Annotated in this window: 37 protein-coding genes and 1 pseudogene; 1 reads left to right on the forward strand and 37 read right to left on the reverse strand. The window is 46.4% G+C overall.

Features of this window, described 5'->3' with window-relative positions; genetic code table 11:
- Window positions 1–3: 3 nt before the first annotated feature.
- The 7 genes and pseudogenes from L9G74_RS15430 to L9G74_RS22445 form a co-directional block, all read right to left on the reverse strand.
- Complete coding sequence (locus tag L9G74_RS15430; protein WP_238897319.1) at window positions 4–741, reverse strand: HNH endonuclease; 738 nt, start codon at window positions 739–741, stop codon at window positions 4–6.
- A 2-nt stretch (window positions 742–743) separates the two neighbouring features.
- Window positions 744–2,036: an AAA family ATPase gene (locus L9G74_RS15435; protein WP_238897320.1), complete on the reverse strand. Its 1,293-nt coding sequence runs from the start codon at window positions 2,034–2,036 to the stop codon at window positions 744–746.
- 147 nt (window positions 2,037–2,183) lie between these two features.
- Window positions 2,184–3,431, reverse strand: a complete 1,248-nt coding sequence (locus L9G74_RS15440) for a restriction endonuclease subunit S (RefSeq protein ID WP_238897321.1) — start codon at window positions 3,429–3,431, stop codon at window positions 2,184–2,186.
- Complete coding sequence (locus L9G74_RS15445) at window positions 3,424–5,148, reverse strand: type I restriction-modification system subunit M (RefSeq protein WP_238897322.1); 1,725 nt, start codon at window positions 5,146–5,148, stop codon at window positions 3,424–3,426. Before L9G74_RS15445 ends, L9G74_RS15440 begins: the two co-directional genes overlap by 8 nt.
- A 260-nt stretch (window positions 5,149–5,408) precedes the next feature.
- Entirely contained in the window at window positions 5,409–5,564 is a 156-nt protein-coding gene (locus tag L9G74_RS15450; RefSeq protein WP_238897323.1) for a hypothetical protein, read from the reverse strand.
- A gap of 9 nt (window positions 5,565–5,573) precedes the next feature.
- The gene (locus L9G74_RS15455) at window positions 5,574–7,124 is read right to left on the reverse strand and encodes an anti-phage dCTP deaminase (RefSeq protein ID WP_238897324.1); all 1,551 of its coding nucleotides are present in this window, start codon (window positions 7,122–7,124) and stop codon (window positions 5,574–5,576) included.
- Between the two features lie 384 nt (window positions 7,125–7,508).
- A pseudogene (locus L9G74_RS22445) lies at window positions 7,509–7,727 on the reverse strand (cytochrome c3 family protein); the annotation flags it as partial.
- A gap of 95 nt (window positions 7,728–7,822) precedes the next feature.
- Between L9G74_RS22445 and L9G74_RS22450 the strand changes: the two are divergent.
- The gene (locus L9G74_RS22450; RefSeq protein ID WP_369123386.1) at window positions 7,823–7,981 is read left to right on the forward strand and encodes a helix-turn-helix domain-containing protein; all 159 of its coding nucleotides are present in this window, start codon (window positions 7,823–7,825) and stop codon (window positions 7,979–7,981) included.
- Window positions 7,982–8,149: 168 nt separating this feature from the next.
- On the opposite strand, the gene rplQ is transcribed toward L9G74_RS22450, so the two are convergent.
- The 30 genes from rplQ to fusA all read right to left on the reverse strand — a co-directional run bounded on the left by rplQ (window position 8,150) and on the right by fusA (window position 25,474).
- Window positions 8,150–8,548: a 50S ribosomal protein L17 gene (gene rplQ / locus L9G74_RS15460; protein WP_037445251.1), complete on the reverse strand. Its 399-nt coding sequence runs from the start codon at window positions 8,546–8,548 to the stop codon at window positions 8,150–8,152.
- A 40-nt stretch (window positions 8,549–8,588) separates the two neighbouring features.
- A complete protein-coding gene (locus L9G74_RS15465; RefSeq protein ID WP_238897325.1) occupies window positions 8,589–9,578 on the reverse strand; it encodes a DNA-directed RNA polymerase subunit alpha in 990 nt (329 codons plus the stop codon).
- Between the two features lie 24 nt (window positions 9,579–9,602).
- Window positions 9,603–10,223, reverse strand: coding sequence for a 30S ribosomal protein S4 (rpsD, locus tag L9G74_RS15470; protein ID WP_238897326.1), 621 nt, complete (start codon window positions 10,221–10,223; stop codon window positions 9,603–9,605).
- Between the two features lie 34 nt (window positions 10,224–10,257).
- The gene (rpsK, locus tag L9G74_RS15475; RefSeq protein WP_037445257.1) at window positions 10,258–10,650 is read right to left on the reverse strand and encodes a 30S ribosomal protein S11; all 393 of its coding nucleotides are present in this window, start codon (window positions 10,648–10,650) and stop codon (window positions 10,258–10,260) included.
- 14 nt (window positions 10,651–10,664) lie between these two features.
- Window positions 10,665–11,021, reverse strand: a complete 357-nt coding sequence (gene rpsM, locus L9G74_RS15480) for a 30S ribosomal protein S13 (protein WP_238897327.1) — start codon at window positions 11,019–11,021, stop codon at window positions 10,665–10,667.
- A 115-nt stretch (window positions 11,022–11,136) separates the two neighbouring features.
- Window positions 11,137–11,250 carry a 50S ribosomal protein L36 gene (gene rpmJ, locus L9G74_RS15485; protein ID WP_081933521.1) on the reverse strand — a complete coding sequence of 38 codons (114 nt, stop codon included), beginning with the start codon at window positions 11,248–11,250 and terminating at the stop codon, window positions 11,137–11,139.
- 23 nt (window positions 11,251–11,273) lie between these two features.
- On the reverse strand, window positions 11,274–12,614 hold the full coding sequence (gene secY / locus L9G74_RS15490) for a preprotein translocase subunit SecY (RefSeq protein ID WP_238897328.1): 1,341 nt from the start codon (window positions 12,612–12,614) through the stop codon (window positions 11,274–11,276).
- A 7-nt stretch (window positions 12,615–12,621) separates the two neighbouring features.
- On the reverse strand, window positions 12,622–13,056 hold the full coding sequence (rplO, locus tag L9G74_RS15495) for a 50S ribosomal protein L15 (protein WP_238897329.1): 435 nt from the start codon (window positions 13,054–13,056) through the stop codon (window positions 12,622–12,624).
- Window positions 13,057–13,059: 3 nt separating this feature from the next.
- Window positions 13,060–13,242, reverse strand: coding sequence for a 50S ribosomal protein L30 (rpmD, locus tag L9G74_RS15500; RefSeq protein WP_238897330.1), 183 nt, complete (start codon window positions 13,240–13,242; stop codon window positions 13,060–13,062).
- Window positions 13,243–13,248: 6 nt separating this feature from the next.
- Window positions 13,249–13,752, reverse strand: a complete 504-nt coding sequence (rpsE, locus tag L9G74_RS15505; RefSeq protein WP_037445268.1) for a 30S ribosomal protein S5 — start codon at window positions 13,750–13,752, stop codon at window positions 13,249–13,251.
- A 12-nt stretch (window positions 13,753–13,764) separates the two neighbouring features.
- On the reverse strand, window positions 13,765–14,115 hold the full coding sequence (rplR, locus tag L9G74_RS15510) for a 50S ribosomal protein L18 (RefSeq protein WP_207354683.1): 351 nt from the start codon (window positions 14,113–14,115) through the stop codon (window positions 13,765–13,767).
- Window positions 14,116–14,126: 11 nt separating this feature from the next.
- Entirely contained in the window at window positions 14,127–14,660 is a 534-nt protein-coding gene (rplF, locus tag L9G74_RS15515; RefSeq protein ID WP_238897331.1) for a 50S ribosomal protein L6, read from the reverse strand.
- Window positions 14,661–14,670: 10 nt separating this feature from the next.
- The gene (gene rpsH / locus L9G74_RS15520) at window positions 14,671–15,066 is read right to left on the reverse strand and encodes a 30S ribosomal protein S8 (protein WP_238897332.1); all 396 of its coding nucleotides are present in this window, start codon (window positions 15,064–15,066) and stop codon (window positions 14,671–14,673) included.
- A gap of 24 nt (window positions 15,067–15,090) precedes the next feature.
- Window positions 15,091–15,396 (reverse strand): 30S ribosomal protein S14, encoded by a 306-nt coding sequence (gene rpsN / locus L9G74_RS15525; RefSeq protein ID WP_238897333.1) that lies wholly within the window; start codon window positions 15,394–15,396, stop codon window positions 15,091–15,093.
- Between the two features lie 10 nt (window positions 15,397–15,406).
- Window positions 15,407–15,946 (reverse strand): 50S ribosomal protein L5, encoded by a 540-nt coding sequence (gene rplE / locus L9G74_RS15530; protein WP_238897334.1) that lies wholly within the window; start codon window positions 15,944–15,946, stop codon window positions 15,407–15,409.
- 12 nt (window positions 15,947–15,958) lie between these two features.
- The gene (rplX, locus tag L9G74_RS15535; RefSeq protein WP_238897335.1) at window positions 15,959–16,273 is read right to left on the reverse strand and encodes a 50S ribosomal protein L24; all 315 of its coding nucleotides are present in this window, start codon (window positions 16,271–16,273) and stop codon (window positions 15,959–15,961) included.
- Window positions 16,274–16,284: 11 nt separating this feature from the next.
- The gene (gene rplN / locus L9G74_RS15540; protein WP_011494644.1) at window positions 16,285–16,653 is read right to left on the reverse strand and encodes a 50S ribosomal protein L14; all 369 of its coding nucleotides are present in this window, start codon (window positions 16,651–16,653) and stop codon (window positions 16,285–16,287) included.
- A gap of 179 nt (window positions 16,654–16,832) precedes the next feature.
- The gene (gene rpsQ, locus L9G74_RS15545; RefSeq protein ID WP_238897336.1) at window positions 16,833–17,081 is read right to left on the reverse strand and encodes a 30S ribosomal protein S17; all 249 of its coding nucleotides are present in this window, start codon (window positions 17,079–17,081) and stop codon (window positions 16,833–16,835) included.
- A complete protein-coding gene (gene rpmC / locus L9G74_RS15550; RefSeq protein ID WP_011758342.1) occupies window positions 17,081–17,272 on the reverse strand; it encodes a 50S ribosomal protein L29 in 192 nt (63 codons plus the stop codon). The genes rpsQ and rpmC overlap by 1 nt, the downstream gene beginning before the upstream one ends.
- A complete protein-coding gene (rplP, locus tag L9G74_RS15555; protein WP_037445298.1) occupies window positions 17,272–17,682 on the reverse strand; it encodes a 50S ribosomal protein L16 in 411 nt (136 codons plus the stop codon). The genes rpmC and rplP overlap by 1 nt, the downstream gene beginning before the upstream one ends.
- A gap of 11 nt (window positions 17,683–17,693) precedes the next feature.
- Entirely contained in the window at window positions 17,694–18,386 is a 693-nt protein-coding gene (gene rpsC / locus L9G74_RS15560) for a 30S ribosomal protein S3 (protein ID WP_238897337.1), read from the reverse strand.
- Window positions 18,387–18,395: 9 nt separating this feature from the next.
- Window positions 18,396–18,728, reverse strand: coding sequence for a 50S ribosomal protein L22 (gene rplV, locus L9G74_RS15565; RefSeq protein WP_037445303.1), 333 nt, complete (start codon window positions 18,726–18,728; stop codon window positions 18,396–18,398).
- 15 nt (window positions 18,729–18,743) lie between these two features.
- The gene (rpsS, locus tag L9G74_RS15570; protein WP_011758338.1) at window positions 18,744–19,022 is read right to left on the reverse strand and encodes a 30S ribosomal protein S19; all 279 of its coding nucleotides are present in this window, start codon (window positions 19,020–19,022) and stop codon (window positions 18,744–18,746) included.
- Between the two features lie 14 nt (window positions 19,023–19,036).
- The gene (gene rplB, locus L9G74_RS15575; RefSeq protein WP_238897338.1) at window positions 19,037–19,861 is read right to left on the reverse strand and encodes a 50S ribosomal protein L2; all 825 of its coding nucleotides are present in this window, start codon (window positions 19,859–19,861) and stop codon (window positions 19,037–19,039) included.
- A gap of 16 nt (window positions 19,862–19,877) precedes the next feature.
- Window positions 19,878–20,180, reverse strand: a complete 303-nt coding sequence (gene rplW, locus L9G74_RS15580; RefSeq protein ID WP_238897339.1) for a 50S ribosomal protein L23 — start codon at window positions 20,178–20,180, stop codon at window positions 19,878–19,880.
- Window positions 20,177–20,782 (reverse strand): 50S ribosomal protein L4, encoded by a 606-nt coding sequence (rplD, locus tag L9G74_RS15585; RefSeq protein WP_238897340.1) that lies wholly within the window; start codon window positions 20,780–20,782, stop codon window positions 20,177–20,179. The genes rplW and rplD overlap by 4 nt, the downstream gene beginning before the upstream one ends.
- Before the next feature lie 17 nt (window positions 20,783–20,799).
- Window positions 20,800–21,438 carry a 50S ribosomal protein L3 gene (rplC, locus tag L9G74_RS15590; protein ID WP_238897341.1) on the reverse strand — a complete coding sequence of 213 codons (639 nt, stop codon included), beginning with the start codon at window positions 21,436–21,438 and terminating at the stop codon, window positions 20,800–20,802.
- A gap of 26 nt (window positions 21,439–21,464) precedes the next feature.
- Window positions 21,465–21,776 carry a 30S ribosomal protein S10 gene (gene rpsJ, locus L9G74_RS15595; protein WP_011494635.1) on the reverse strand — a complete coding sequence of 104 codons (312 nt, stop codon included), beginning with the start codon at window positions 21,774–21,776 and terminating at the stop codon, window positions 21,465–21,467.
- 335 nt (window positions 21,777–22,111) lie between these two features.
- Window positions 22,112–23,296, reverse strand: a complete 1,185-nt coding sequence (gene tuf, locus L9G74_RS15600; protein ID WP_238897342.1) for an elongation factor Tu — start codon at window positions 23,294–23,296, stop codon at window positions 22,112–22,114.
- An 81-nt stretch (window positions 23,297–23,377) separates the two neighbouring features.
- Window positions 23,378–25,474, reverse strand: coding sequence for an elongation factor G (fusA, locus tag L9G74_RS15605; RefSeq protein WP_238897343.1), 2,097 nt, complete (start codon window positions 25,472–25,474; stop codon window positions 23,378–23,380).
- Between the last annotated feature and the right edge of the window lie 21 nt (window positions 25,475–25,495).

Here is a 25,495-nt window from a genome sequence, read left to right on the forward strand (position 1 = left end):
AGATTAAATTTTACCGCCGCATTCAAGTCTATCTGGGTTAGGTGAAGGATGAAGCGAAGAACCATTTAACATATTAAAGCAACCTGTAATTTCTGTTCCCTTATATGCTTTAATAAACTTAACTTTCATTTCTGGATAAGAATCAAATACTTTCATCCATATGCTAAAGAAGCCATTAGATTCAGCCGTCATTACAATTGATTCTTTCAAAACATCACTTCTTGGGTCTCTTTTTAACAAAGCGAGGGCAGCCTCTGCGACACCAAAAGCTTCCATTCTTTGAGCCACTCGATCTAAAGCCACTTGTAAACCGTTTGAATCTTTATACTGTTGAATGGGCTTATCCAAACCAACTAATGCAAGTGTATTATTAGCTAAAACCATTTGAGCAGGATTAAGAGTTGTATTAACGCCTATTTTACCGTCTTCTGTGTAAATAAAAGCATGAAATGTATTATCTCTATCAGGAAATATTAGACGGTGAAAATCGACTTCTTTACTACCTTTACACGAGTTACAGTTAGTGCATGCTAATAAAAAATTAGTCCAACGCTTTTCTAATGCAGGCTTACCAAAATCTCCATCTTTCGGCTCAATATGTTCCACCGCCAAGAGGGTCGAGATCTTTCTTTCGCAATAACTACAGTAACTACCAAGCCTGCCAACCAGCTCTTTTTTAGCATCTTCATATTTTTTAAAGTCACCAACAACAGGCGAAACTCCCTTTCTGACTGGTCGCATTATTACTCTCCTAATTTGGAAACTCGCTGCAATTCCAAAAATGCCTGAAAAGCTGGATTATCCGCATAAGGAGCTAAAGAATCTGCAAGTCTTTTTTTATATTCATCTAATTTTTCTTGGGGAGATAATTCTGCCTTATCAAGCATTTTCATGTATTCCATGGCCACGCCTTTCATCTCCGCGTAGCGATAACTCACTTCGGGGGAATTAACATCCATAACACCTGCCGCTATATCCTCTAATGTTTTATTAGCGAGTTGAGCAGGTGCCAATCCATCTAGCATTATCAACTCTTCGCTTGATCGCAGAGACTGGATCAAGAAAGGTGAATGTGTTGTACATATAAACTGCACTTTAGGAAAGGTTGTGCGGAGATCTTCTATGACATGACGTTGCCATCTTGGATGAAGATGTAGATCAAGCTCATCAATTAGAATAACGCCTTCAGTTTCTTTAAGAACATCGTCTCCTAACTGAGGATTTAAAATCGCTGCTTTCTGCGCTATATCAGCAACTAATGCCAAGACACATCGTTGACCATCACTCAAGAAATTAAAAGGCTGCGGTTCAGAATGCTCAAAAGTAATAATAAGCTCCCCTCTTTTTGGGTCAAACCTCAAATGCTTTGCATTTTCGACACAACCAATTATGGCTTTTCGAACGACTTTGAGCATTGTTGATTCTCTACCTTCCTGAAATGCGTTCCATTCTTGCCGCGCAAACCATGCCACAAAATCTTTTAACGCTATTCGAGGATCGACACAATGCTTATATCCTTCCAATCTAGAAGGTCTGTACGATGATTTAGATAAGGATACTTTAGGCTTTGATACCCGAGGATCTTGCCACAACCTCATTGTCCCGTAATAGCTAATTAGAGGGAGCTTTATATCTTCGGCTAATTGCTGATCACACTCTCGAGCTAAAGCAATCAAGTCACCCGCATGACCATATCTAGTATTTCCTGTAGGAGAATCTTTTGATCTTTCCCACCCGACAAATTGACCTTTTATCTCGCCAGTTGCTGAAACCAAAACAGGCCAAGCTTCAATAAATTGAGACTCCCCCTCTTTTTCAACATAAGATAAAGTTGCATCGGTAGGGGTTAAGCTTTTCTTATCATTTTTTTTCTTAAAACCGAGTAACCACGTTGCAATTGCTACCGATGCCGCATCTAACACTGCGGTTTTACCTGATGCATTCTGTCCAACAATCAAATTGAAATGTGGATTAAATCTAAAGGATTTTTCTGTGTAGCAACGAAAATTCTTTACTAACAATGTTTCTAATTTCATGTGGTTACCTTCCAACACGATAGACTCAAACGACATACTAACGCATATAGGATGTAGTTGCAGTTTGTTCGATTGTGGTTATGAATAGCTTACGCTCCTATTTCATAAAAAGAGGCAAATCTATCCCGTAAAAATCGCTCAAACATGCTAGTCGATGTTTACCCGTACCTTGCCCGTTAACAGATCCTGCATGAGGGCTTTTTTAACATTCCCTAAATTCGTCAATTTTCGCTGAACAACGGTAATCTTGTTATCAATGCCATTGAATATTTTGGCAATTTTTCGCTGTTCAGCTATTTCAGGAAGAATGACTTTAAATTTACCGAGATCTCCGAGAGTCACAGTCAACTGAGCGTTTCCTATCGCATATAAATCAGCTTGTTTTTTACCCAATGGACTATTCAAAAACGATACTAAAAATTCAGAGTAGATTTTCTCATGATTAGGTTGAATAAAGGCAATGTGACGTTGAAAGCTAAACCGAGTATTTCCTATAACCACTGCCGCATGACCGTATGAACCAACCGCTGTATACAAAATATCCCCGTTCTCAGGTTTCCTTCCTTTTGAAGCCAGTTCGTACATTTCTTCAGTAAGAAACGAAGCCTTTTCCCAATCAATGCTCCCATCTCTTATACAAGATACGTAAAGAAAAGGAATCGTTCCATCTGCCGAAGTCTTCACAGCCTGATGAGTACCGTCAGTGATTCGCTTCGACAAATTCTTTAATGTGACGCAATTCCAAGCTTTCGGAATCCGTCCGACAGGGGAATCCTTAAACTCGGTGTGCGGCTTGCCATCGACGCCGACGCCTTGGGTCAACAGCTCCTGCATCATGCCCGTTTTCAGGTCTTTGAGCTTGTCGATTTGCGCCTGTGTCTTCTCAATCACCTCATCCACCGAGGTCAGGATCTTGGCGATTTTTTGTTGTTCAGATAACGGAGGCAAGTCAATCGGCAAAGCCCGAATGTCATCTAGTTTAATGCCTTTGACCGTAGAACCTGTTCCTAAACTTTCTATGACTTCAGCTTTTGATAAATACCACTGCAAAAGGTACTGTGTATCCAGCATTTTCTTTGGGAAAAATGCTTTTAGATCCTGATTTATAGAAACATTTTTATCAAAAATGACAGCCTTACCAACAGCCATCCGACTAGCAATGATCATCGTATTAGCTGGTACGAGCTTGCTAGCACTTTGTTCAAGCCCTATTTGCGTAATAGATTCTAATGTTGAAGTAAGTCTTACGCCTTTCAAATCCTTTACGGTAGCCCATGGAATATCGTCACCCCAATATTCAGGCACAGTTCTCGATGGAGTCCCACCGCCTTCAATTTTGGACGCTAAATCCCCAAGATTGGAGGCCTGCCACCCTTCCGGAACCCGTTCACTCATACCCCAGCTCCTTGAGATAGCCTTGCATTACGCTCTCTGCTGTCGCAACCTCATCGTCGAGTTGTTTGAGGGATACTTGATACTTGTCCCACCAGCGCTCTAACTGGCTAATGATGGCGGGGGTAGCATCCGTGGCAAACTCGCGGATCTGCTCTTTAGCGCTGATATCGGTGCGGAACTGGTAGTAGCCTTCAGACTTCAGGGTAAACACGCGGCTGACATCGAAGCCTTGCAGGATCTCTTCTTGGATGTACTCGTCTTCAACCTCGCGTACAGGCACGCCGCCATGCAGGATGGCGCGTACATCAAAGATCTCTGCTGGTGGCGCGGTATCAGCGTAGCGGCGAATATTGAGGTTGTAGTCGTTCTCGCTAATCTCGCTCAGCTCGACCACTTGCGCGTAACGCTTGATGTTTTGGTAGTTGTCGAAGGTGGTGACGATTTTTTCGATATCTTGCGGGCGCAGTTTGTTTTGGTTTTTGCCTTCTTCGTACTCCAGCTCACCATTGATAAACAGCACCTTGCCTTTACGCTCAGCCGCTTTGTTTTTATTGATGATCAGCAAACAGGCCGGAATGCCAGTGCCGTAGAACAAGCCCGATGGCAAACCAATAACCGCTTCGAGCAAGTCATCTTCTAGAATGCCCTGACGAATCGCCTTTTCGCTGGAACCACGGAACAACACCCCATGCGGCATGACCACACCAACCATACCTTCAGCGTTGGTGCTGGCAATCATATGCTGCACAAAGGCTAAGTCGCCCGCGTCTTTCGGTGGCGTACCATAAGGAAAACGGCCAAAGCCGTCGTTATCGCACTCGTCTTTACCCCACTTCGCCAGTGAGAACGGTGGATTGGCAATCACGCGGTCAAAGCGCATCAGCTCACCGCCTTCGGTGTGCTTAGGTTCACGCAGGGTATCGCCTTTACGAATATCGGCACTGAGCACGCCATGCAGGAACATGTTCATCTTACAGATGGCCCATGTGTTTAGGTTCATCTCTTGGCCGAACAGCGATAGGTTGCCGGGGTTCTCGCCATGGGCAGCGAGGTAGTTACGGGTTTGCACCAACATACCGCCGGAGCCGGAGGTTGGATCATAGATACGCATACCCGCTTTAGGCTTGAGTAAGGCCACCAGCAGCGATACCACTTCACTTGGGGTGTAGAACTCACCGCCCTTTTTACCCGCGCTATCGGCGAACATTTTGATGAGGTATTCGTAGGCGGTGCCGAGCAGATCAGGCCGTTCAAAGTCTTCGTTACGCAGGCGGTATTTGTTGAAGTGCGACAGCAAGTCTTGCAGCTTTTTATCTGACAGCTTGTTTTTGATGTTGAAGTCGATAGTGACCAACACGCCTTCAAGGCTACTGTTGTACTCTTCAATCGCTTCAGTGGCTTTGTTGAGCGTTGCGCCGATATCGTGTTTAAGGTCTTTCAACGCTGACCAACGGGCGCTTTGCGGCACGAAGAACGTCTTATCGTATTCGTCTTCATCTTGCGCCAGCGCTTCAGCTTGCTCTTGGGTTTTGCCTTTGCCGAGGTAATACTGCACTACGCTTTCTTGCGCCTCTTCAAAGGCATCCGACAGGCGTTTTAAGAACATCATGCCGAAGATGTAGTCTTTGTACTCGGAGGCGTCCATATTGCCGCGCAGGATGTCAGCGGCTTCCCACAGGAAAGATTCAAGCTGTTGGAGAGTGAGTTTCTGGGTCATTAATCAATCAACGTTAAGATGAGACTGAGCGTATCTTAACATTGAAATTCCTATGATTCTTACCTACATCCACACAACTAATACATAGATAACGAAGTTAATCTCAGGCCTTACCAGATGTTCATTTACTCGGAGGAAATTCGGTCTATCACATGCTTCAGTTAAATTTTTCGCGAAGAAAGCTAGATTAACAATCTATTGCCTATGGTTAAGGGTATGGGGAATTAATGGAGCCGCAGCATTGGCGGCTCACTGGAAGGTTAAGACTGAACTGCACTACTTAATTGAGCTTGCGACTTTTTAGGCTCTGATACTCTCTGATTGATCAGCTGCTGTTGCCACTGTGGCCATTGGGAAACTTTTTGATTAACTTTCTCAACATGTTTTAACAATGCTTGGTTATCAGCCTTTTTCATAACTCAGCCCTATTTGTCTGATGTGTATTCACTATATATATCTAATTGTTTTCCAAGGATAAAGGTAGATATATCTTCTTTTGTGATGTAACTAAATTCATTTTCAGCTAATCTTAGCTTAGCTGATTCTTTATGCCAGTCTAGCACTTTTCCATCAGAATCCTTCCTTTTAATTTTTCGGCCACTCCCCAAATTCATAGAGAATAAATTAAGAAAACTCCTTGGACCAACGCCAACAAACGGCTCAAAAGCTACCTTATCAGATGACTGTTCTTCCGATATAGAATCACTATGAAACTCAAATGCTTTACTTTTGGCATACGGTTCTACATATACAACCCGCATCACTCCTGATGCGATGATATGCTTAGCACAGTTATGGCATGGAAAGGTTGTGCAGTACAGAGTTGTTCCAAAAGTGCTATTATTTGAGCGACCGCATGAGAGTATGGCTTCCATCTCTGCGTGTACGATTCGCCCATACTCAGTAATGTCTTTCAAACCGGTTTTAGCTAACTGGGAAGATAGAGCTTTTTTGAAAGATCCTTGCGATTCTTGTGAAAAAGATTTGGTTTCAGTAATGCTATTCAAATCTATGTTTTGAACAATGTCGCTTAACAGCTCACTTATCGTTTGCTTGTTTGTATCAAAACCTCTGGTGTAATCCCGTCCGTCATGCACATCGACGTAATGAGCTTGCTTTGAATCTAATATAGGCCAGTACAGCCCTCCATTAGCTTTAGGTACATCATTAGCACCGGTTGAGATAATGTTACTGTCTTTAGTAAGTACAGCTCCAACTTGCCTAGAAAGATCCGCTGAACGAACGGATGCCGCAAACGCCATATACATCGCGAATTCATCGAATGTTGGAGTGGTATAAGGATGACCAAAGATTAACTTAAAGACTCGTTCAATATCTGCTCTGTTTTTGTCAGCGTTTTGATCTTCATTAATAAAAAAATCTGACAAATGAAAGGTATCACGAGTATGTTGACCATGCCCATCTTTCTCTTGAGCATCTCTTTCAATCAAATGGTCAATTATTTCGTCTGAATCAGCACTTCGCCTTTTTGCTTCTAATGTACTTCTACGTTTTTCTTCACTAGCGTGTATACCCAGAACAAACAACCTGTCCCCATAAACATCTCTAAGAACTTTAACTTCCTCTGGGTGTTTGAGAGACCTTATTATCCATGCATGTTTATCAAGCGGTTTAGGTTCTTCATGCTCACCTTTACTGGCTCTCATTTCAGCAATTTTTGCAATAGCAGCATGAGCTAATGCCCCATTATCTCGGCAAATATCACGATAAATATTCCCAGCTGACATCATGTGGTTAATAGATGCTAGCTTAGTTAACGCTCTTTCAGGTGGATTAATGCTTTTGAGAAAGTCAGAGGAAACTCTGATGGAATTGACAGAAAAATCATATAAATCTAACTCTTCTTCAATTAAACGAATAAAGTGACCCAAATCACAGCCAACAGCCGAAACAAGGGCAATCACGAGCTCTTGAGGCGTTTCAGAAGGTTCATTTCTATCTTTCTTGTTAGACATATGTTTATTAATCTTATGTTTTTGAGAATCGTGAAGTAAAAACAAACTTTGGTCAAATATTAAACCTAAAAACGTTATCCTAGGTGGAGAGTTAAGAACCCCTGCAAAGGATTACGAATGTAGCATTCAAATAAGAAAGCTTAAATTCCTAACCAATTGCTAGGTACACAGTCTGCTAAATGGCGAATACGGATTATGTACAATATAGACAAGGGTAAGCAAAATCGGCCCATAGGTTTCAGTAACTAATCGCTCAATGCTTTATCTAAACAACAAGCCTTCAGGCCATAACCTCCAATCAAACGGTTACTAAAAGGGTTACTAACCTTATCACCTACATCATAAATTCTCGGTAATATACTGAATTAAAATACTTTATCTATTTTAATCAACAAGCAGATCCAAAACGTCGAGTAAAAATAACAAGGCACAGCTGCTGTGGTTGTGCCTTATTGTTTGACCGCTTTTACAATCGCTCTCGGCGGTTTTACCGTCATGGCAGCCCCAACAGTATTTACCGCTGTTGTGGTCTTTTAAGGTGAAGTTATAACGTTGAGGTTCAAATAGCCCCTTGCCCGCTTCGGTGCTGTGGCAATCATTACAGGTATAGCAACCTGCGCGGGCGTTGAGAACGAGAGTGCTGCTGCAGGATTAAGACTGTCAATTTCATCATCCGCTAAAAACCAGTACCACTACAGATGGTATTTCCTGCGTCGCTACAGAAGATCCATGAAACCACGCAACAACTGATCCACGAAGCATTGATACTTACTAATAATAATCAAAACGCTGCATCCAAATTACTGGGGATAACCCAAAGCAGTCTAAACCGTCCCCTGAGCAATGCTAAAGACTAACGGGACAACAAAAGGTGGGGAGTACTCGGGATGGTACAAATTACATCGCTCGTAGCTCGTAGCTCGTAGCTCGTAGCTCGTAGCTCGTAGCTCGTAGCTCGTAGCTCAGCAGATTTTAGGCAAAAAAAAGCCGGGCCTAAGCCCGGCTTTTAGTATCTCCTAAGGAGATTATTCTGCAGCTGCTTCAGCGTCAACGGCTTCAGCAGTTTCTGGGCGACCAACCAGCTCAATGTATGCCATTGGAGCTTTGTCACCAGCACGCAGACCACATTTCAGGATGCGGGTGTAACCACCTGCACGTTCCTGATAGCGTGGACCCAATTCGGTAAACAGTTTACCTACGACTTCTTGGTCGCGGGTACGTGCAAATGCCAAACGGCGATTTGCTACGCTGTCACTCTTAGCGAGTGTAATCAGGGGCTCAACTACGCGACGCAGTTCTTTAGCCTTCACAACGGTCGTCTTGATGATTTCGTGACGAACCAGTGAGCTTGCCATGTTACGGAACATAGCTTGGCGATGACTGCTGTTGCGGTTAAGTTGACGACCACTCTTACGATGGCGCATGACTTAATCCTTATAACCTGTATCTGTACAAACCTGGGACTTACAGGTCGTCTGCCAAACTAGCTGGAGGCCAGTTTTCCAGACGCATACCTAACGACAGTCCGCGAGATGCCAGCACGTCTTTGATCTCTGTAAGAGATTTCTTACCGAGGTTAGGCGTTTTGAGCAGCTCAACTTCAGTGCGTTGTACCAGATCACCGATGTAATGAATCGCTTCGGCCTTCAAACAGTTGGCCGAACGTACAGTTAGCTCTAAATCGTCGACAGGACGCAGCAGTATCGGATCGAACTCAGGCTTCTCTTCTTTCTTCTCTGGCTCGGTCACATCGCGCAGTTCAACGAAGGCATCCAACTGCTCAGCTAAAATTGTAGCTGAACGACGGATAGCTTCCTCTGGGTCGATAGTGCCGTTAGTGGTCATATCAATGACCAACTTGTCCAAATCAGTACGCTGTTCTACACGCGCAGCTTCTACATTGTAGGCGATGCGCACAACAGGTGAAAATGAAGCGTCAACCAGCAGACGGCCAATTGGACGATCGTCTTCTTCAGTTTGAGCACGAGCTGAAGCCGGTACGTAACCGCGGCCACGTTCAACACGAATACGCATGCTGATGTCGTGGTTACCAGTCAAATGACAGATCACGTGTTCCGGATTCGCGATGGTAACATCACCATCGTGGGTAATATCTGCTGCGGTGACAGGGCCTGCGCCGGACTTGCTCAAAGTGAGCAAAGCCTCATCTTTCCCCTCGAGAATTACCGCTAACCCTTTCAGGTTAAGTAAAATCTCGAGAATATCTTCTTGTACGCCTTCCTTACTGCTGTATTCGTGCAGTACACCGTCGATCTCGACTTCGGTAACCGCGCAGCCGGGCATAGACGACAATAGGATGCGACGCAACGCGTTACCTAATGTATGACCGAAACCACGTTCGAGTGGCTCAAGTACTACCTTGGCACGAGTTGGGTTAACCTGCTCGATATCTACGAGACGCGGTTTAAGAAATTCTGTAACAGAACCCTGCATTGTGTCCTCTCTTGTTAGTTAGCCTTACTTAGAGTAAAGCTCGACGATCAGCTGTTCGTTAATTTCCGCAGACAAATCGCTACGTTCTGGCAGGCGCTTGAATTGGCCTTCCATCTTAGCGGCGTCAACTTCAACCCAAGTAGGCTTTTCGCGCTGACCAGCCACTTCCAGTGCAGCTTTAATACGAGCTTGCTTCTGTGACTTTTCACGAATGCTTACAACATCATTCACAGAAATTGCAAATGAAGGGATATTAACAACACGACCGTTCACCATAATTGACTTATGGCTAACCAGCTGACGTGCTTCGGCACGAGTTGCACCAAAACCCATACGATAAACTACGTTATCCAGACGGGTTTCCAAAAGTTGCAACAGGTTTTCACCAGTGTTGCCTTTCAGACGTGCAGCCTCTTTGTAGTAGTTACGGAATTGTTTTTCCAACACACCGTAAATACGACGAACTTTTTGTTTCTCACGCAGCTGCAAACCATAATCAGACAGACGTGGCTTACGAGCGCCATGCTGTCCAGGTGCTGTTTCCAGCTTACACTTCGAATCGATTGCTCTCACACCGCTTTTCAGGAAAAGGTCTGTACCTTCCCGACGGCTGAGCTTGAGCTTGGGACCCAAGTATCTTGCCATGATCTTTCTCCAACTTTCCTATGAAATCGCCAGACTATACGCGGCGTTTTTTAGGAGGACGACAACCGTTATGTGGGATAGGCGTCACATCGGTAATGTTGGTAATTTTATAACCAACAGCGTTCAGCGCACGAATGGCTGATTCACGACCTGGACCTGGACCCTTCACGAAAACTTCAAGGTTTTTAACACCATAATCCTGAGCAGCAACACCTGCACGCTCAGCAGCAACCTGGGCTGCGAATGGAGTAGATTTACGTGAACCACGGAAACCTGAACCACCTGCTGTTGCCCAAGACAAGGCGTTACCCTGACGATCAGTGATAGTAACGATTGTATTGTTGAAAGAAGCATGGATATGGGCCATGCCATCCGCAACCTGTTTACGTACGCGCTTACGCGGAGAACGTGACGGAACTTTAGCCATTGTCTACCTTCCCGTTACTTCTTGATTGGTTTACGTGGACCTTTGCGAGTACGCGCATTGGTCTTAGTACGTTGCCCACGGAGGGGCAGGCTACGACGATGACGAAGACCACGATAACAACCAAGGTCCATAAGACGCTTGATGTTCATAGAAACTTCGCGGCGCAAGTCACCTTCTACGGTGTATTTGGCAACTTCTTCGCGTAGGGTATCGATTTGAGCGTCGCTCAATTCTCTGATCTTTGCATCTTCAGCAATAGAAGTAGCAGCGCAAATTGCTTTAGCGCGGGTACGACCGATGCCATAGATTGCAGTCAATGCGATGACTGCGTGCTTCTGATCAGGAATGTTAATGCCAGCGATACGGGCCACTATGCACTCCTTAAGTTAAAGGCCATCTGTGAAAAGCCCGATAGGATACTCAACAGATGACGGGTTTGCAAATATATTTTAAGTGGCCAGTTCAAACTGAACTGGCCGAGTCTTTTTAGCCTTGACGCTGCTTGTGTTTAGGTTCAACACAAATCACGCGTACAACGCCAGCACGCTTGACGATCTTGCAGTTACGGCAGATCTTCTTCACGGAAGCTCGAACTTTCATTTCATCACTCCGTAAGCTAATGCTTAGCGGCCAAAGCGATCTAAATTCGCTTTACCAACTAGATTAGCTTTCTTCATCACAGACTCATATTGATGAGACATCAAATGGGTCTGAACCTGAGCCATGAAGTCCATGATCACTACCACCATAATGAGAAGTGAAGTACCACCGAAGTAGAACTGCACTTTCCAGGCGATTAACATGAACTCCGGAATTAAGCAGATAAAGGTAATGTACAAAGCACCTGCCAATGTCAGGCGAGTCATTACTTTATCAATGTAACGCGAAGTTTGTTCGCCGGGACGAATCCCTGGAATGAACGCACCGCTCTTCTTCAAGTTATCAGCTGTTTCACGTGGGTTGAAAACCAACGCAGTATAGAAGAAACAGAAGAAGATAATTGCTGCAGCATAAAGCAACGAATACAGCGGTTGGCCTGGCGATACAGCAACTGAAAAGTCACTCAGCCAAGACAATGCTGGGTTCTGACCGAACCACTGAGCTAATGTCCCAGGGAACAGAATAATACTTGATGCAAAAATTGGTGGAATAACACCCGCCATATTCACTTTCAACGGTAAGTGAGTAGATTGCGCGGCAAACACCTTGCGGCCTTGCTGACGCTTAGCGTAGTTAACGACGATACGACGTTGACCACGTTCTACAAACACGACGAAGTAAGTAACGGCAAATACAATTACACCGATCAACAACAACACTAATACGTTCAAGTTGCCTTGACGCGCTTGCTCTGCAGTGTGTCCAATCGCTTGCGGGAGCCCTGCAACAATACCGGCAAAAATCAGAATAGAGATACCGTTGCCGATACCACGCTCGGTGATTTGTTCACCAAGCCACATCAGGAACATAGTCCCTGTGACCAAACTGATTACCGCTACCACATAAAACCCAACACCTGGATTTACCACCAACCCTGGGATCAGAGATGGAAGGCCTGTAGCAATACCGATAGATTGTACAGTTGCCAGCACTAAGGTGCCCCAACGAGTATATTGACTGATTTTCTTACGTCCGGACTCGCCTTCTTTTTTCAATTCAGCGAGCGACGGATGTACCACAGTCAACAACTGCATAATGATAGATGCCGAAATATACGGCATGATACCCAATGCAAAAATTGAGGCACGCGAGAGGGCACCACCCGAGAACATGTTAAACATGCCGAGGATGGTACCTTTTTGCTGAGCGAACATCTGAGCTAATACAGCAGCGTCAATACCAGGAATTGGCACAAAGGAACCTGCACGGAACACAATAATTGCACCAATCACGAACAACAAGCGAGCTTTCAGTTCTGAAAGTCCACCTTTCGCGCTTTTTAAATCAAGTCCTGGTTTTGCCATCGACGTATTATTCCTCGATCTTTCCGCCGGCAGCTTCAATAGCTGCACGTGCACCTTTGGTTACCTTCAAACCGCGAACGGTTACTGGGCGCTCAATGGTACCTGAAAGAACGATTTTCGCAAACTGGATGTTGCGAGTAATGAGATTCGCATCTTTCAGTGCGTTCAAGTCGACAACATCACCGTTAACTTTTGCCAGCTCGCCGATGCGAACTTCAGCAGTTACCATCGCGATACGCGAGGTGAAACCAAACTTAGGCAAACGAATTTTCAGTGGCATTTGGCCGCCTTCGAAGCCAACGCGAACACCGCCGCCGCTACGAGACTTCTGACCTTTGTGACCACGACCTGCGGTTTTACCCAGGCCAGAGCCGATACCACGGCCTACACGCTTGCCAGCTGGTTTAGAACCTGCTGCTGGAGATAAAGTATTCAGACGCATTGATTAGTCCTCCACCTTTACCATGTAGTAGACCTTATTGACCATACCGCGAACAGAAGGAGTATCTTCCAGTTCAACAGTGTGACCAATACGACGCAGACCTAAGCCAGTTAAAGTGGCGCGGTGCTTCGGCAAACGACCGATTGCACTTTTAGTCTGTGTAACTTTGATTGTTTTAGTAGCCATGGTGCATTACCCCCGAATTTCGTCAACATTCAGGCCACGCTTAGCTGCGATTTGCGCTGGTGATTTCATATGAACCAGAGCGTCAACAGTTGCACGTACGATGTTGATCGGGTTAGTAGAACCGTATGCTTTTGACAGAACGTTATGAACGCCTGCTACTTCCAATACGGCACGCATTGCGCCACCGGCGATAATACCGGTACCTTCAGATGCTGGCTGCATATATACGCGAGAACCTGAGTGGCGACCCTTAACAGGGTGATGCAATGTACCTTCGTTCAGCTGAACAGTAACCATGCTGCGACGTGCTTTTTCCATAGCCTTTTGAATAGCTGCTGGAACTTCACGTGCTTTACCGTAGCCGTAGCCAATCTTACCGTTACCGTCACCAACTACTGTCAGAGCGGTAAAGCTGAAGATGCGACCACCTTTAACTACTTTAGATACACGGTTAACTGCAATCAGCTTCTCTTGCAGATCATCTTTCTGCTGAGTTTCTACTTTAGCCATTGTATAAACCCCTTAGAACTGCAGACCAGCTTCACGTGCAGCAGCTGCTAATGCAGCCACACGACCGTGATACTTGAAACCAGAACGATCGAATGCCACAACGGTGACACCTTTTTCGATCGCGCGCTCAGCAATAGCTTTACCTACTGCTTTAGCCGCATCGACGTTGCCGGTGTATTTCAGCGCACCTTTTACCGCACTTTCTACGGTAGAAGCGGCTGCGACAACCTGAGCTTCAGGGTTGATCACCTGAGCGTAAATGTGACGCGGTGTACGATGTACAACCAGACGATTAACGCCCAGCTCTTGGATCTTCTTGCGGGTGCGAGTCGCACGGCGCAAGCGAGAAGTTTTCTTATCCATATCGCGTTACCTTACTTCTTCTTAGCCTCTTTACGGCGTACATTTTCGTCTTCATAGCGAACACCTTTACCTTTGTAAGGCTCTGGTGGACGATAGCCACGAATGTCTGCCGCAACCTGACCAACTAATTCTTTATCGATACTTTTCAGTACGATGTCAGTTTGGCTTGGGCATTCAGCTGTAACGCCTGCTGGTAACTTGTGTACCAGAGGATGAGAGAAACCGAGGGTCAAATCCAAGTCGCTACCAGCAACTTTGGCACGATAACCCACACCTACAAGTTTCAATTTCTTTTCGAAACCTTGAGAAACACCAACAACCATGTTGTTGACTAAAGCACGAGCAGTACCTGCTTGGGCCCAAGCGTTAACAACGCCTTCAACTGGACCGAAAGTGATGTGTTCACCTTCTACAGCTACTTTAACTGCGCTGTTGATTTCTCGAGTCAGACTGCCTTTAGCACCTTTGATGGTGATAGTCTGATCTTTCAAGGTAACCTCTACGCCAGCAGGAATAGAGACTGGTGCTTTTGCTACACGAGACATTCCTAGCTCCTTACGCTACGTAGCAGATAACCTCACCACCCATGCCTGCAAGGCGGGCGGCACGATCAGTCATCAGGCCTTTAGATGTGGACACAATTGCGACACCCAGTCCGCCCATCACTTTTGGCAGTTCGTCTTTACCTTTGTAAATACGAAGACCAGGACGGCTTACGCGCTGGATAGTCTCAACAACAGGGTTGCCCTGGAAATACTTCAAAGTAATTTCCAGTTCTGGCTTAGAGCCTTCGTCTGCTACGGCGTAGTCAGTGATGTAACCTTCTTCCTTCAGAACTTTTGCAATTGCAACTTTCAGTTTGGCAGACGGCATCTTCACAGATACTTTGGCAGCAGCTTGGCCGTTACGGATACGTGTCAGCATATCCGCAATAGGATCTTGCATGCTCATATTAGCTTACTCCGTGACTAGGGCTTACCAGCTGGCCTTACGCAGACCAGGAACTTCACCACGCATGGTTGCTTCACGCAGCTTGATACGGCTCAGGCCGAACTTGCGCAGGAAACCATGTGGGCGACCAGTTTGATTACAACGGTTGCGTTGACGCGCAGCGCTGGAATCACGTGGAAGCGCTTGAAGCTTCAGAACAGCATCCCAACGGTCTTCGTCAGAAGTCGCAGGGCTAGCGATCAGAACTTTCAGAGCTGCACGCTTTTCAGCGTACTGAGCCACGAGTTTTGCACGCTTTGCTTCACGTGCTTTCATTGATTGTTTTGCCATTACGCTACCCTTATTTCTTGAATGGGAAGTTAAAAGCGTCCAACAGAGCACGACCTTCTTCGTCAGATTTCGCGGTAGTAGTGATAACAATATCCATACCACGAATTTTATCGATTTTATCGTAATCGATTTCTGGGAAGATGATTTGCTCGCGTACGCCCATAGCGTAGTTGCCGCGACCATCAAAAGACTTAGCGCTTACGCCGCGGAAATCGCGGATACGTGGGATAGCGATATCAATCAAACGCTCAAAAAATTCCCACATACGTTCGCCACGCAGGGTCACTTTACAACCAATAGGGTAGCCTTCACGGATTTTGAAGCCTGCAACTGATTTACGAGCAACAGTTACAACAGGCTTTTGGCCAGCGATAGCAGTCATGTCACGGACAGCACTTTCCATGACTTTTTTGTCTGCAACAGCTTCGCCCACACCCATGTTCAGGGTGATTTTTTCAATCCGAGGGACTTGCATGACACTGGTATAACCGAACTTTTTAGACAGTTCAGCAATCACAGTCTCTTTGTATTTATCATGCAGTTTCGCCATCGTTTACTCCGATTACTTAACGAGTTCACTGTTCGACTTGAAGAAACGAACTTTTTTGCCGTCTTCAATTCGGAAACCAACACGATCAGCCTTGCCAGAAGCAGGGTTGAAGATCGCAACATTTGATGCTTGGATAGGTGCTTCTTTGTCAATGATGCCACCAGTAATGCCTAACTGTGGGTTAGGTTTTTGGTGTTTCTTAACAAGGTTTACACCTGCTACTACCAACTGGCCAGTAGATAAAACGTCGGTAACTTTACCGCGCTTACCTTTGTCTTTACCAGTTAATACGATTACTTCGTCATCGCGACGGATTTTAGCTGCCATTTTGAAGCTCCTTACAGTACTTCTGGTGCCAGCGACACGATTTTCATGAATTGCTCTGTACGCAGTTCACGTGTCACAGGTCCAAAGATACGAGTACCAATCGGTGCAAGGTTTGCGTTAAGCAATACCGCTGCATTCCGATCGAAGCGAATGACAGAACCGTCTGGACGACGTACGCCTTTCTTAGTACGGACTACCACCGCGTTATACACATCACCTTTCTTCGCTTTAGCGCGAGGGATCGCTTCTTTAACAGAAACTTTGATGATGTCGCCGATACCGGCATAACGACGATGAGAGCCACCCAAGACCTTAATACACTGAACTCTGCGAGCGCCGCTGTTACATGCGACATCGAGAGTCGATTGCATTTGGATCATTTTAAGTGCTCCGCTATCGTTACTTCACATACCCCACCATGGGGCCTTTACGTCATCATTTTTGAGCCAAAACTGGTCAAAAATGGCGCGCAAGTATAACACCATTGATCAGGGATGAATAGTACTAAAAATATAAACGGCCCCACAAAGGAGCCGTTTATTACGTTACCTAATCAAAATTAGGCTTTGCTCACTACTTCAACCAGAGTCCAAGACTTAGTCTTAGACAGAGGACGACATTGACTGATAGTCACGATATCGCCTTCATTACACTGGTTTTGTTCGTCATGTGCATGGATCTTAGTAGTACGTTTTACGTACTTACCGTAGATTGGGTGCTTAACTTGACGCTCAACGGCAACAGTGATGGACTTGTCCATTTTGTTGCTGGTCACTTTACCCTGCAAAGTACGGATGCTCTCAGACATTATGCACCTGCCTTAGAAGTAATAATGGTCTTAACGCGCGCAATGTTACGGCGCACTTGTTTCAGCTGGTGAGTTTGAGCCAGCTGACCAGTAGCGTGTTGCATACGCAGGTTAAACTGCTCACGCAGCAGACCAAGTAGTTCAGCGTTCAGTTCTTCAACGCTTTTTTCTCTCAGTTCGCTCGCTTTCATTACATCACCGTCTTAGTTACGAAGGTAGTCTTGATAGGCAGTTTAGCAGCAGCCAGTGCGAATGCATCGCGAGCCAGCTGTTCTGGAACACCGTCCATCTCGTACAGTACCTTACCAGGTTGAATCTGGCATACCCAATATTCAACGTTACCTTTACCTTTACCCATACGCACTTCAAGAGGCTTAGAGGTAATAGGTTTGTCAGGGAAAACTCGAATCCAAATTTGTCCTTGACGCTTAACGTGACGTGTCATAGCACGACGTGCAGACTCGATCTGACGCGCAGTCAGACGACCACGACCTACGGCTTTCAGGCCGAAGGTGCCGAAGCTAACGTCAGTACCGTTCGCCAGACCGCGGTTGCGGCCTTTGAACATTTTGCGAAATTTAGTACGTTTTGGTTGCAGCATTACCGGCTCTCCTATTTACCACGAGGTTTGCGCTTAGGTTGCTGCTTCGGCTCTTCCACTGCTGCTGGTACGATACCGTCCAGAACTTCGCCTTTGAAGATCCAAACTTTCACACCAATCACACCGTAAGTAGTGTGACTTTCAGCAGTTGCGTAGTCGATATCAGCACGCAGAGTATGCAAAGGTACACGACCTTCACGATACCACTCAGAACGCGCAATCTCGGCACCGCCCAGACGACCGCTAACTTCAACTTTGATACCCTTAGCGCCAAGACGCATAGCGTTTTGAACCGCACGCTTCATAGCGCGACGGAACATTACACGGCGTTCCAGCTGCTGGGCGATTGAGTCAGCTACAAGCTTAGAGTCCAGCTCTGGCTTGCGGATCTCAGCGATGTTGATTTGCGCAGGAGTACCAGCAATTTTGGCAACTTCGTTACGCAGAACTTCAACGTCTTCACCTTTCTTACCAATCACAACGCCTGGACGGGCAGTGTGAATAGTAACGCGGATGCTTTTCGCAGGGCGTTCGATAACAATCTTGGATACTGATGCGGCTTTCAGTTTCTCTTCGAGATACTTACGCACTTCCCAGTCACTGTGCAAGTTCGCAGCGAACTCACCTTTTTCAGCGTACCAGGTAGAGACCCAAGGCTTAGTGATACCCAGACGGATACCATTAGGATGTACTTTCTGTCCCATTGCTCTCTCCTAGCGATCTGACACAACCACAGTAATGTGGCTGGTGCGCTTCATGATACGATCAGCACGGCCTTTAGCGCGTGGCATGATGCGTTTCATTGTTGGACCTTCATCAACGAAAACTTTACCGACTTTCAACTCGTCGATATCAGCGCCTTCGTTGTGCTCGGCGTTAGCAATGGCTGAATCCAATACTTTCTTGACCAGTACGGCCGCTTTTTTAGGGCTGAAAGTCAGAATCTCGAGAGCCTTATCAACAGGCAGTCCACGGATCTGATCAGCTACCAAGCGTGCCTTTTGAGGCGACGTACGGGCAAAGCGATGTTTAGCTAAAACTTCCATCTATAACCTCCCGTATTAACGCTTCTTCGCTTTCTTATCAGCAGCATGGCCGCGATAAGTGCGAGTTGGTGAGAATTCACCAAGTTTGTGGCCGATCATTTCGTCAGTTACGAACACTGGTACGTGCTGACGACCATTATGGACAGCGATGGTCAACCCAATCATTTGAGGGATGATCATTGAGCGGCGAGACCAAGTCTTGATAGGCTTTTTGTCACCGGCTTCCACCGCTTTCTCTACCTTCTTCAGCAAGTGCAGGTCAATGAATGGACCTTTCTTGAGAGAACGTGGCATGGCGAATCCTCTTATTACTTGTTACGACGACGTACGATGTACTTGTCAGTGCGCTTGTTGCTACGAGTCTTGTAACCCTTAGTAGGCACGCCCCATGGAGACACAGGGTGACGACCACCAGAAGTACGACCTTCACCACCACCGTGTGGGTGGTCTACTGGGTTCATTGCAACACCACGTACTGTTGGACGTACGCCCATCCAGCGCTTGGCACCAGCTTTACCCAGCTGGCGCAGCATGTGTTCAGCGTTACCTACTTCACCCAGGGTTGCACGGCACTCTACTGGAACTTTGCGCATTTCGCCTGAACGAAGACGCAGAGTTGCGTAAGCACCATCACGAGCTACTACTTGTGCGTATGCACCAGCAGAACGTGCGATTTGAGCACCCTTACCTGGTTTCATTTCTACAGCGTGAACAACAGAACCTACTGGAATGTTGATCAGTGGCAGAGCGTTACCAGATTTGATGTCAGCTTGTGGGCCAGAAACAACTTTGTCACCAGCTTGCATGCCTTTGGCAGCCAGGATGTAGCGACGTTCACCGTCTGCGTACAACACCAATGCGATGTTAGCAGTACGGTTAGGATCATATTCCAGACGTTCAACTTTGCCTGGGATACCATCTTTGTTACGTTTGAAATCAATCAAACGATAGTGTTGTTTGTGACCACCACCAACGTGACGGGTAGTGATACGACCGGTGTTATTACGACCACCAGTCTTAGATTTTTTCGCCAGCAGGCCAGCAAATGGTTTGCCTTTGTGCAGATCGCTGTTAACTACTTTAACAACGCCGCGACGACCTGGAGAGGTTGGCTTACACTTTACAATTGCCATTTCTTATCTCCTTTGCTTACTCAGCGCCGCCGACGAAATCGATGTCAGCGCCTTCAGCCAGGGTCACATAGGCTTTTTTCCAATCGCTGCGACGACCTGAACGGGCACCGTGACGTTTGGTTTTGCCTTTTGTTACCAAAGTGCGAACACCTTCGACTTTAACTTCAAACAGTTTTTCGACAGCAGATTTGATTTCAGCTTTAGTTGAATCAATTGCTACGCGGAAAACTACAGTGTTAGCTTTTTCGGCTACAACAGTACTCTTTTCAGAGATGTGTGGCGCCAGAATAACTTTCAGTAAACGTTCTTCGCGAATCATGCCAGCATCTCCTCAATTTGCTTCACAGCATCAGCAGTGATAAGCACCTTATCGAAAGCGATCAGGCTAACTGGGTCGATACCTGCAACATCACGTACGTCAACCTTGTACAGGTTGCGTGCTGCTAAGAACAGGTTCTCATCAACTTCTGGAGTCACAATCAAAACGTCTTCCAGTTGCATTTCTTTCAGCTTAGCTTTCAGCTCTTTAGTTTTAGGAGCCTCAACACCGAATTTTTCTACAACGATCAGACGTTCTTGACGTACCAGCTCAGACAGAATGCTTTTCAGAGCACCGCGGTACATCTTTTTGTTTACTTTCTGGCCGTGATCTTGTGGTTTAGCAGCGAAGGTTACACCACCGCTACGCCAGATCGGACCTTTGATACTACCCGCACGAGCGCGGCCAGTACCTTTCTGACGCCATGGCTTTTTGCCAGAGCCAGTTACTTCAGCGCGAGTCAGCTGAGCACGAGTGCCCTGACGCGCATTTGCAGCGAATGCTACAACTACCTGATGAACCAGTGCTTCGTTAAAGTCACGGCCGAAGGTAGTTTCGGAAACTTCAAGAGCGCTCTGGGCGTCTTTCAATACCAATTCCATTACTATCTCCTCAGACCTTATGCTTTAACCGCAGGCTTGATGATCAGATCGCCGTTGTTAGCACCTGGAACAGCGCCTTTAACCAGCAACAGATTGCGTTCAGCATCTACACGTACAACGTCCAGATTCTGAGTAGTTACGCGTTCTGCGCCCATATGACCTGACATTTTTTTGCCTTTGAATACGCGACCTGGCGTCTGGTTCTGACCGATAGAACCGTTAGCACGGTGCGACAGTGAGTTACCGTGAGTCATATCTTGAGTACGGAAGTTCCAGCGCTTAACGCCGCCTTGGAAGCCCTTACCTTTTGATTGACCAGTAACGTCTACTTTTGCAACGTCAGCGAAGATTTCAACTTTCAGTTCAGCACCAACTTCAATGCCTTCGCCTTCACCATCTGCCAAACGCAATTCCCACAAACCACGACCGGCTTCAACGCCTGCCTTAGCAAAGTGGCCAGCTTCTGGCTTAGTGACACGATTGGCTTTTTTGGCACCAGTAGTAACTTGAAGTGCGCGGTAACCGTCGCTTTCCAGAGTTTTCACCTGGGTTACGCGGTTGGCTTCAACTTCAATTACTGTAACAGGGATAGACGCACCATCTTCAGTGAAGATGCGGGTCATACCCACTTTACGACCAATAAGACCGATAGCCATCTCTCAAACCTCTCTAAGGATCTCAATTAACCCAAGCTAATCTGTACATCAACACCAGCTGCCAGATCCAAACGCATCAAAGCGTCTACGGTCTTTTCAGTTGGCTCTACGATGTCAACCAGACGCTTGTGAGTACGGATTTCGTACTGGTCACGAGCATCTTTATTAACGTGCGGAGAGATCAAAACGGTGAAACGCTCTTTGCGCGTTGGCAGTGGAATAGGACCACGTACCTGGGCACCAGTACGTTTAGCAGTTTCAACGATTTCCGCAGTGGATTGATCGATCAGGCGATGATCAAAGCCTTTCAAGCGGATACGGATTCTTTGGTTCTGCATTGACCAGAGCTCCTAAAATGGACACATAAAAAACCACCCTCTAGTCATTTCTTTTTGGGAAAGACAGAGCGAAGTGATTTACCGTTTGACTCCCAATCGGAGTCATTTTAATTAATCCTACAGAATTGATTACCCGTAGAACTTACGCCTAGGTATCTAAGCGGACGGCCATTATACCCATCCAGCATTTGATTACAAGTCTATTGGCGTTTTTGTCAGCATTTTGCTGATAAGTGGCGGGATTATAATGAATCAGCGGGGAAATACCAGCCTCTTGACGAACTCAAGGCAATAAAAAAGGAAGCCGAAGCTTCCTTTTCGAGTCACTTAATCAATTAAGCGATGATTTTTGCTACCACGCCGGCGCCTACTGTACGGCCACCTTCACGGATTGCAAAACGCAGACCTTCGTCCATCGCGATTGGGCAGATCAGCGTCACTACCATCTTGATGTTGTCACCAGGCATTACCATTTCTACGCCTTCTGGCAGTTCGATGGTACCGGTTACGTCAGTTGTACGGAAGTAGAACTGTGGACGGTAGCCTTTGAAGAATGGAGTATGACGACCACCTTCTTCTTTGCTCAGTACGTATACTTCTGATTCGAACTTGGTGTGTGGAGTGATAGTACCTGGTTTTGCCAGTACTTGACCACGTTCAACTTCATCACGTTTTGTACCACGCAACAGAACACCAACGTTCTCACCTGCACGACCTTCGTCCAGCAGTTTGCGGAACATTTCCACACCTGTACAGGTAGTTTTTGTAGTGTCGTGGATACCTACGATTTCTACTTCGTTACCTACGTTGATGATACCGCGTTCTACACGACCTGTTACTACTGTACCACGGCCTGAAATTGAGAATACGTCTTCAATAGGCAGCAGGAATGGGTGGTCGATATCACGGATTGGTTCTGGGATATAAGTATCCAGTGCTTCCGCCAATTCGATGATTTTGTTTTCCCAATCTGGTTCGCCTTCCAGTGCTTTCAGAGCTGAACCCTGAATTACTGGCAGATCATCACCTGGGAAGTCGTATTCAGACAGCAGTTCACGAACTTCCATCTCTACCAGTTCCAGCAGCTCTTCATCGTCAACCATGTCACATTTGTTCATGAATACGATGATGTAAGGTACGCCTACCTGACGAGACAGCAGGATGTGCTCACGAGTTTGTGGCATTGGGCCGTCAGTCGCAGCTACTACCAGAATAGCGCCGTCCATCTGTGCAGCACCAGTGATCATGTTTTTAACATAGTCAGCGTGGCCTGGGCAGTCTACGTGTGCGTAGTGGCGAGTTGGAGTGTCATATTCGATGTGAGAGGTATTGATGGTAATACCGCGCTCACGCTCTTCTGGAGCGTTATCGATTGCTGCGAAGTCGCGTGCTTCACCACCGTAGGTTTTAGCCAGAACGGTAGAGATAGCTGCGGTCAGAGTAGTTTTACCATGGTCAACGTGACCGATGGTGCCCACGTTTACGTGGGGTTTTGAACGTTCAAATTTAGCTTTAGACACGATAAATTCCTTTAAATTAGGCGTCCAGCACATGCAGGACACTAACAATCAAATATAGGCAGCGCTATCAATCTTACGCAATTAGGTACGTGATTCGATAACGGCCTTGGCAACGTTTTGCGGCGCTTCAGAGTACTTCAAGAACTCCATTGAGTATGAAGCTCGACCCTGAGTCGCTGAACGCAAGTCCGTTGCATAACCAAACATTTCAGCCAAAGGCACGACTGCATGGACGAGTTTGATGCCTGCGACACCATCATCCATACCTTCGATGAGACCACGACGTCGGTTTAAATCACCCACGACATCTCCCATGTAATCTTCGGGAGTGGTTACTTCGACTTTCATGCACGGTTCGAGCAACACTGGGCTAGCTTCAAGCGCACCCTTTCTGAAGCCCATAGAACCTGCAACCTTGAACGCCATTTCGTTCGAGTCCACATCGTGATATGAACCATCAAACAGCGTGACTTTTACATCCTGCAGCGGGAAGCCAGCGAGCACGCCGTTCTTCATCTGCTCTTGGATGCCTTTATCAACAGCAGGGATATATTCCTTCGGAACTACACCACCTACAATTGCGTTGACAAACTCGTAACCAGCACCATCTTCAAGAGGTTCTAGTTTCAACCAGACATGACCGAACTGACCACGACCACCAGACTGACGCACAAATTTGCCTTCAGCTTCAACCGTGTCACGAATCGTTTCGCGATAAGCAACCTGCGGTTTACCCACATTGCACTCAACGCTAAATTCGCGACGCATACGGTCGATGATGATGTCGAGATGTAATTCACCCATCCCTGAAATCAGAGTCTGACCCGACTCTTCATCGGTTTCAACCCGGAATGATGGATCTTCCATTGCCAATTTTTGCAATGCAATGCCCATTTTTTCCTGGTCGGCTTTCGAACGAGGCTCCACTGCGATAGTAATTACCGGATCAGGGAAGTCCATTCGTTCAAGGATAACTTTATGGTCAGGATCACAAAGGGTATCGCCCGTAGTCACATCTTTTAGGCCGATTGCGGCCGCGATGTCACCTGCGCGTACTTCCTTGAGTTCCTGTCGGTCGTTAGCGTGCATCTGCACAATACGTCCGATACGCTCACGTTTTTCTTTCACGCTGTTGTAAACGGCAGAGCCAGATTCCAACACACCTGAATAGACGCGAATAAAGGTCAGAGAACCTACGAAGGGATCGGTCGCAATTTTAAATGCCAAGGCCGCAAACGGGCCGTTGTCATCTGCGTGACGTTCCACTTCGTTATCACGTTCGTCGACACCTTTAATTGCGGGCACATCCACTGGAGCAGGTAAAAACTCAACCACTGCATCAAGCACTGCTTGAACACCTTTATTTTTAAAGGCGCTACCACAAGTGGCGACAACAATTTCGTTGTTTAGCGTGCGCGTACGCAAACCTGCTTTGATCTCTTCTTCAGAAAGTTCGCCTTCCTCAAGATATTTATCCATGAGCTCTTCAGAAGCTTCTGCAGCACATTCAACCATGTACTCACGCATCTCGGTTGCTTTGGCTAACAGATCATCTGGAATTGGATCATGGGTAAAAGTCATCCCCTGGTCTGCTTCATTCCAGTTAATGGCTTTCATTTTGATGAGATCAATGACACCTTTGAAGTTTTCTTCGGCGCCAATGTTCAGCTGAATGGGTACGCAAGTAGCACCAAGGCGTTTGCGAATTTGATTAACTACGCGGTCAAAATCAGCACCTGCGCGGTCCATCTTGTTCACAAAAACCATACGTGGAACGTGATATTTGTCAGCCTGACGCCATACGGTTTCAGACTGTGGTTCCACACCAGAAGCACCACAGAACACTACCACTGCGCCATCAAGCACACGGAGTGAACGTTCAACTTCAATGGTGAAATCAACGTGACCTGGGGTATCAATAATATTGATGCGGTGCTGCTCAAACTGTGCATCCATACCACGCCAGAACGTTGTTACGGCGGCGGAAGTAATAGTGATGCCGCGCTCTTGCTCTTGTACCATCCAGTCGGTGGTAGCTGCACCGTCATGTACCTCACCAATTTTGTGAGATAAGCCGGTGTAGAACAGAACACGCTCAGTTGTAGTTGTTTTGCCAGCATCAACGTGAGCACAAATACCGATATTGCGATAACGCTCAATAGGAGTTGTACGAGCCACGATTATACCCTCTTAACCGGA

This window comes from Shewanella electrica (assembly GCF_022321485.1).
GTDB classification, from domain to species: domain Bacteria; phylum Pseudomonadota; class Gammaproteobacteria; order Enterobacterales; family Shewanellaceae; genus Shewanella; species Shewanella electrica.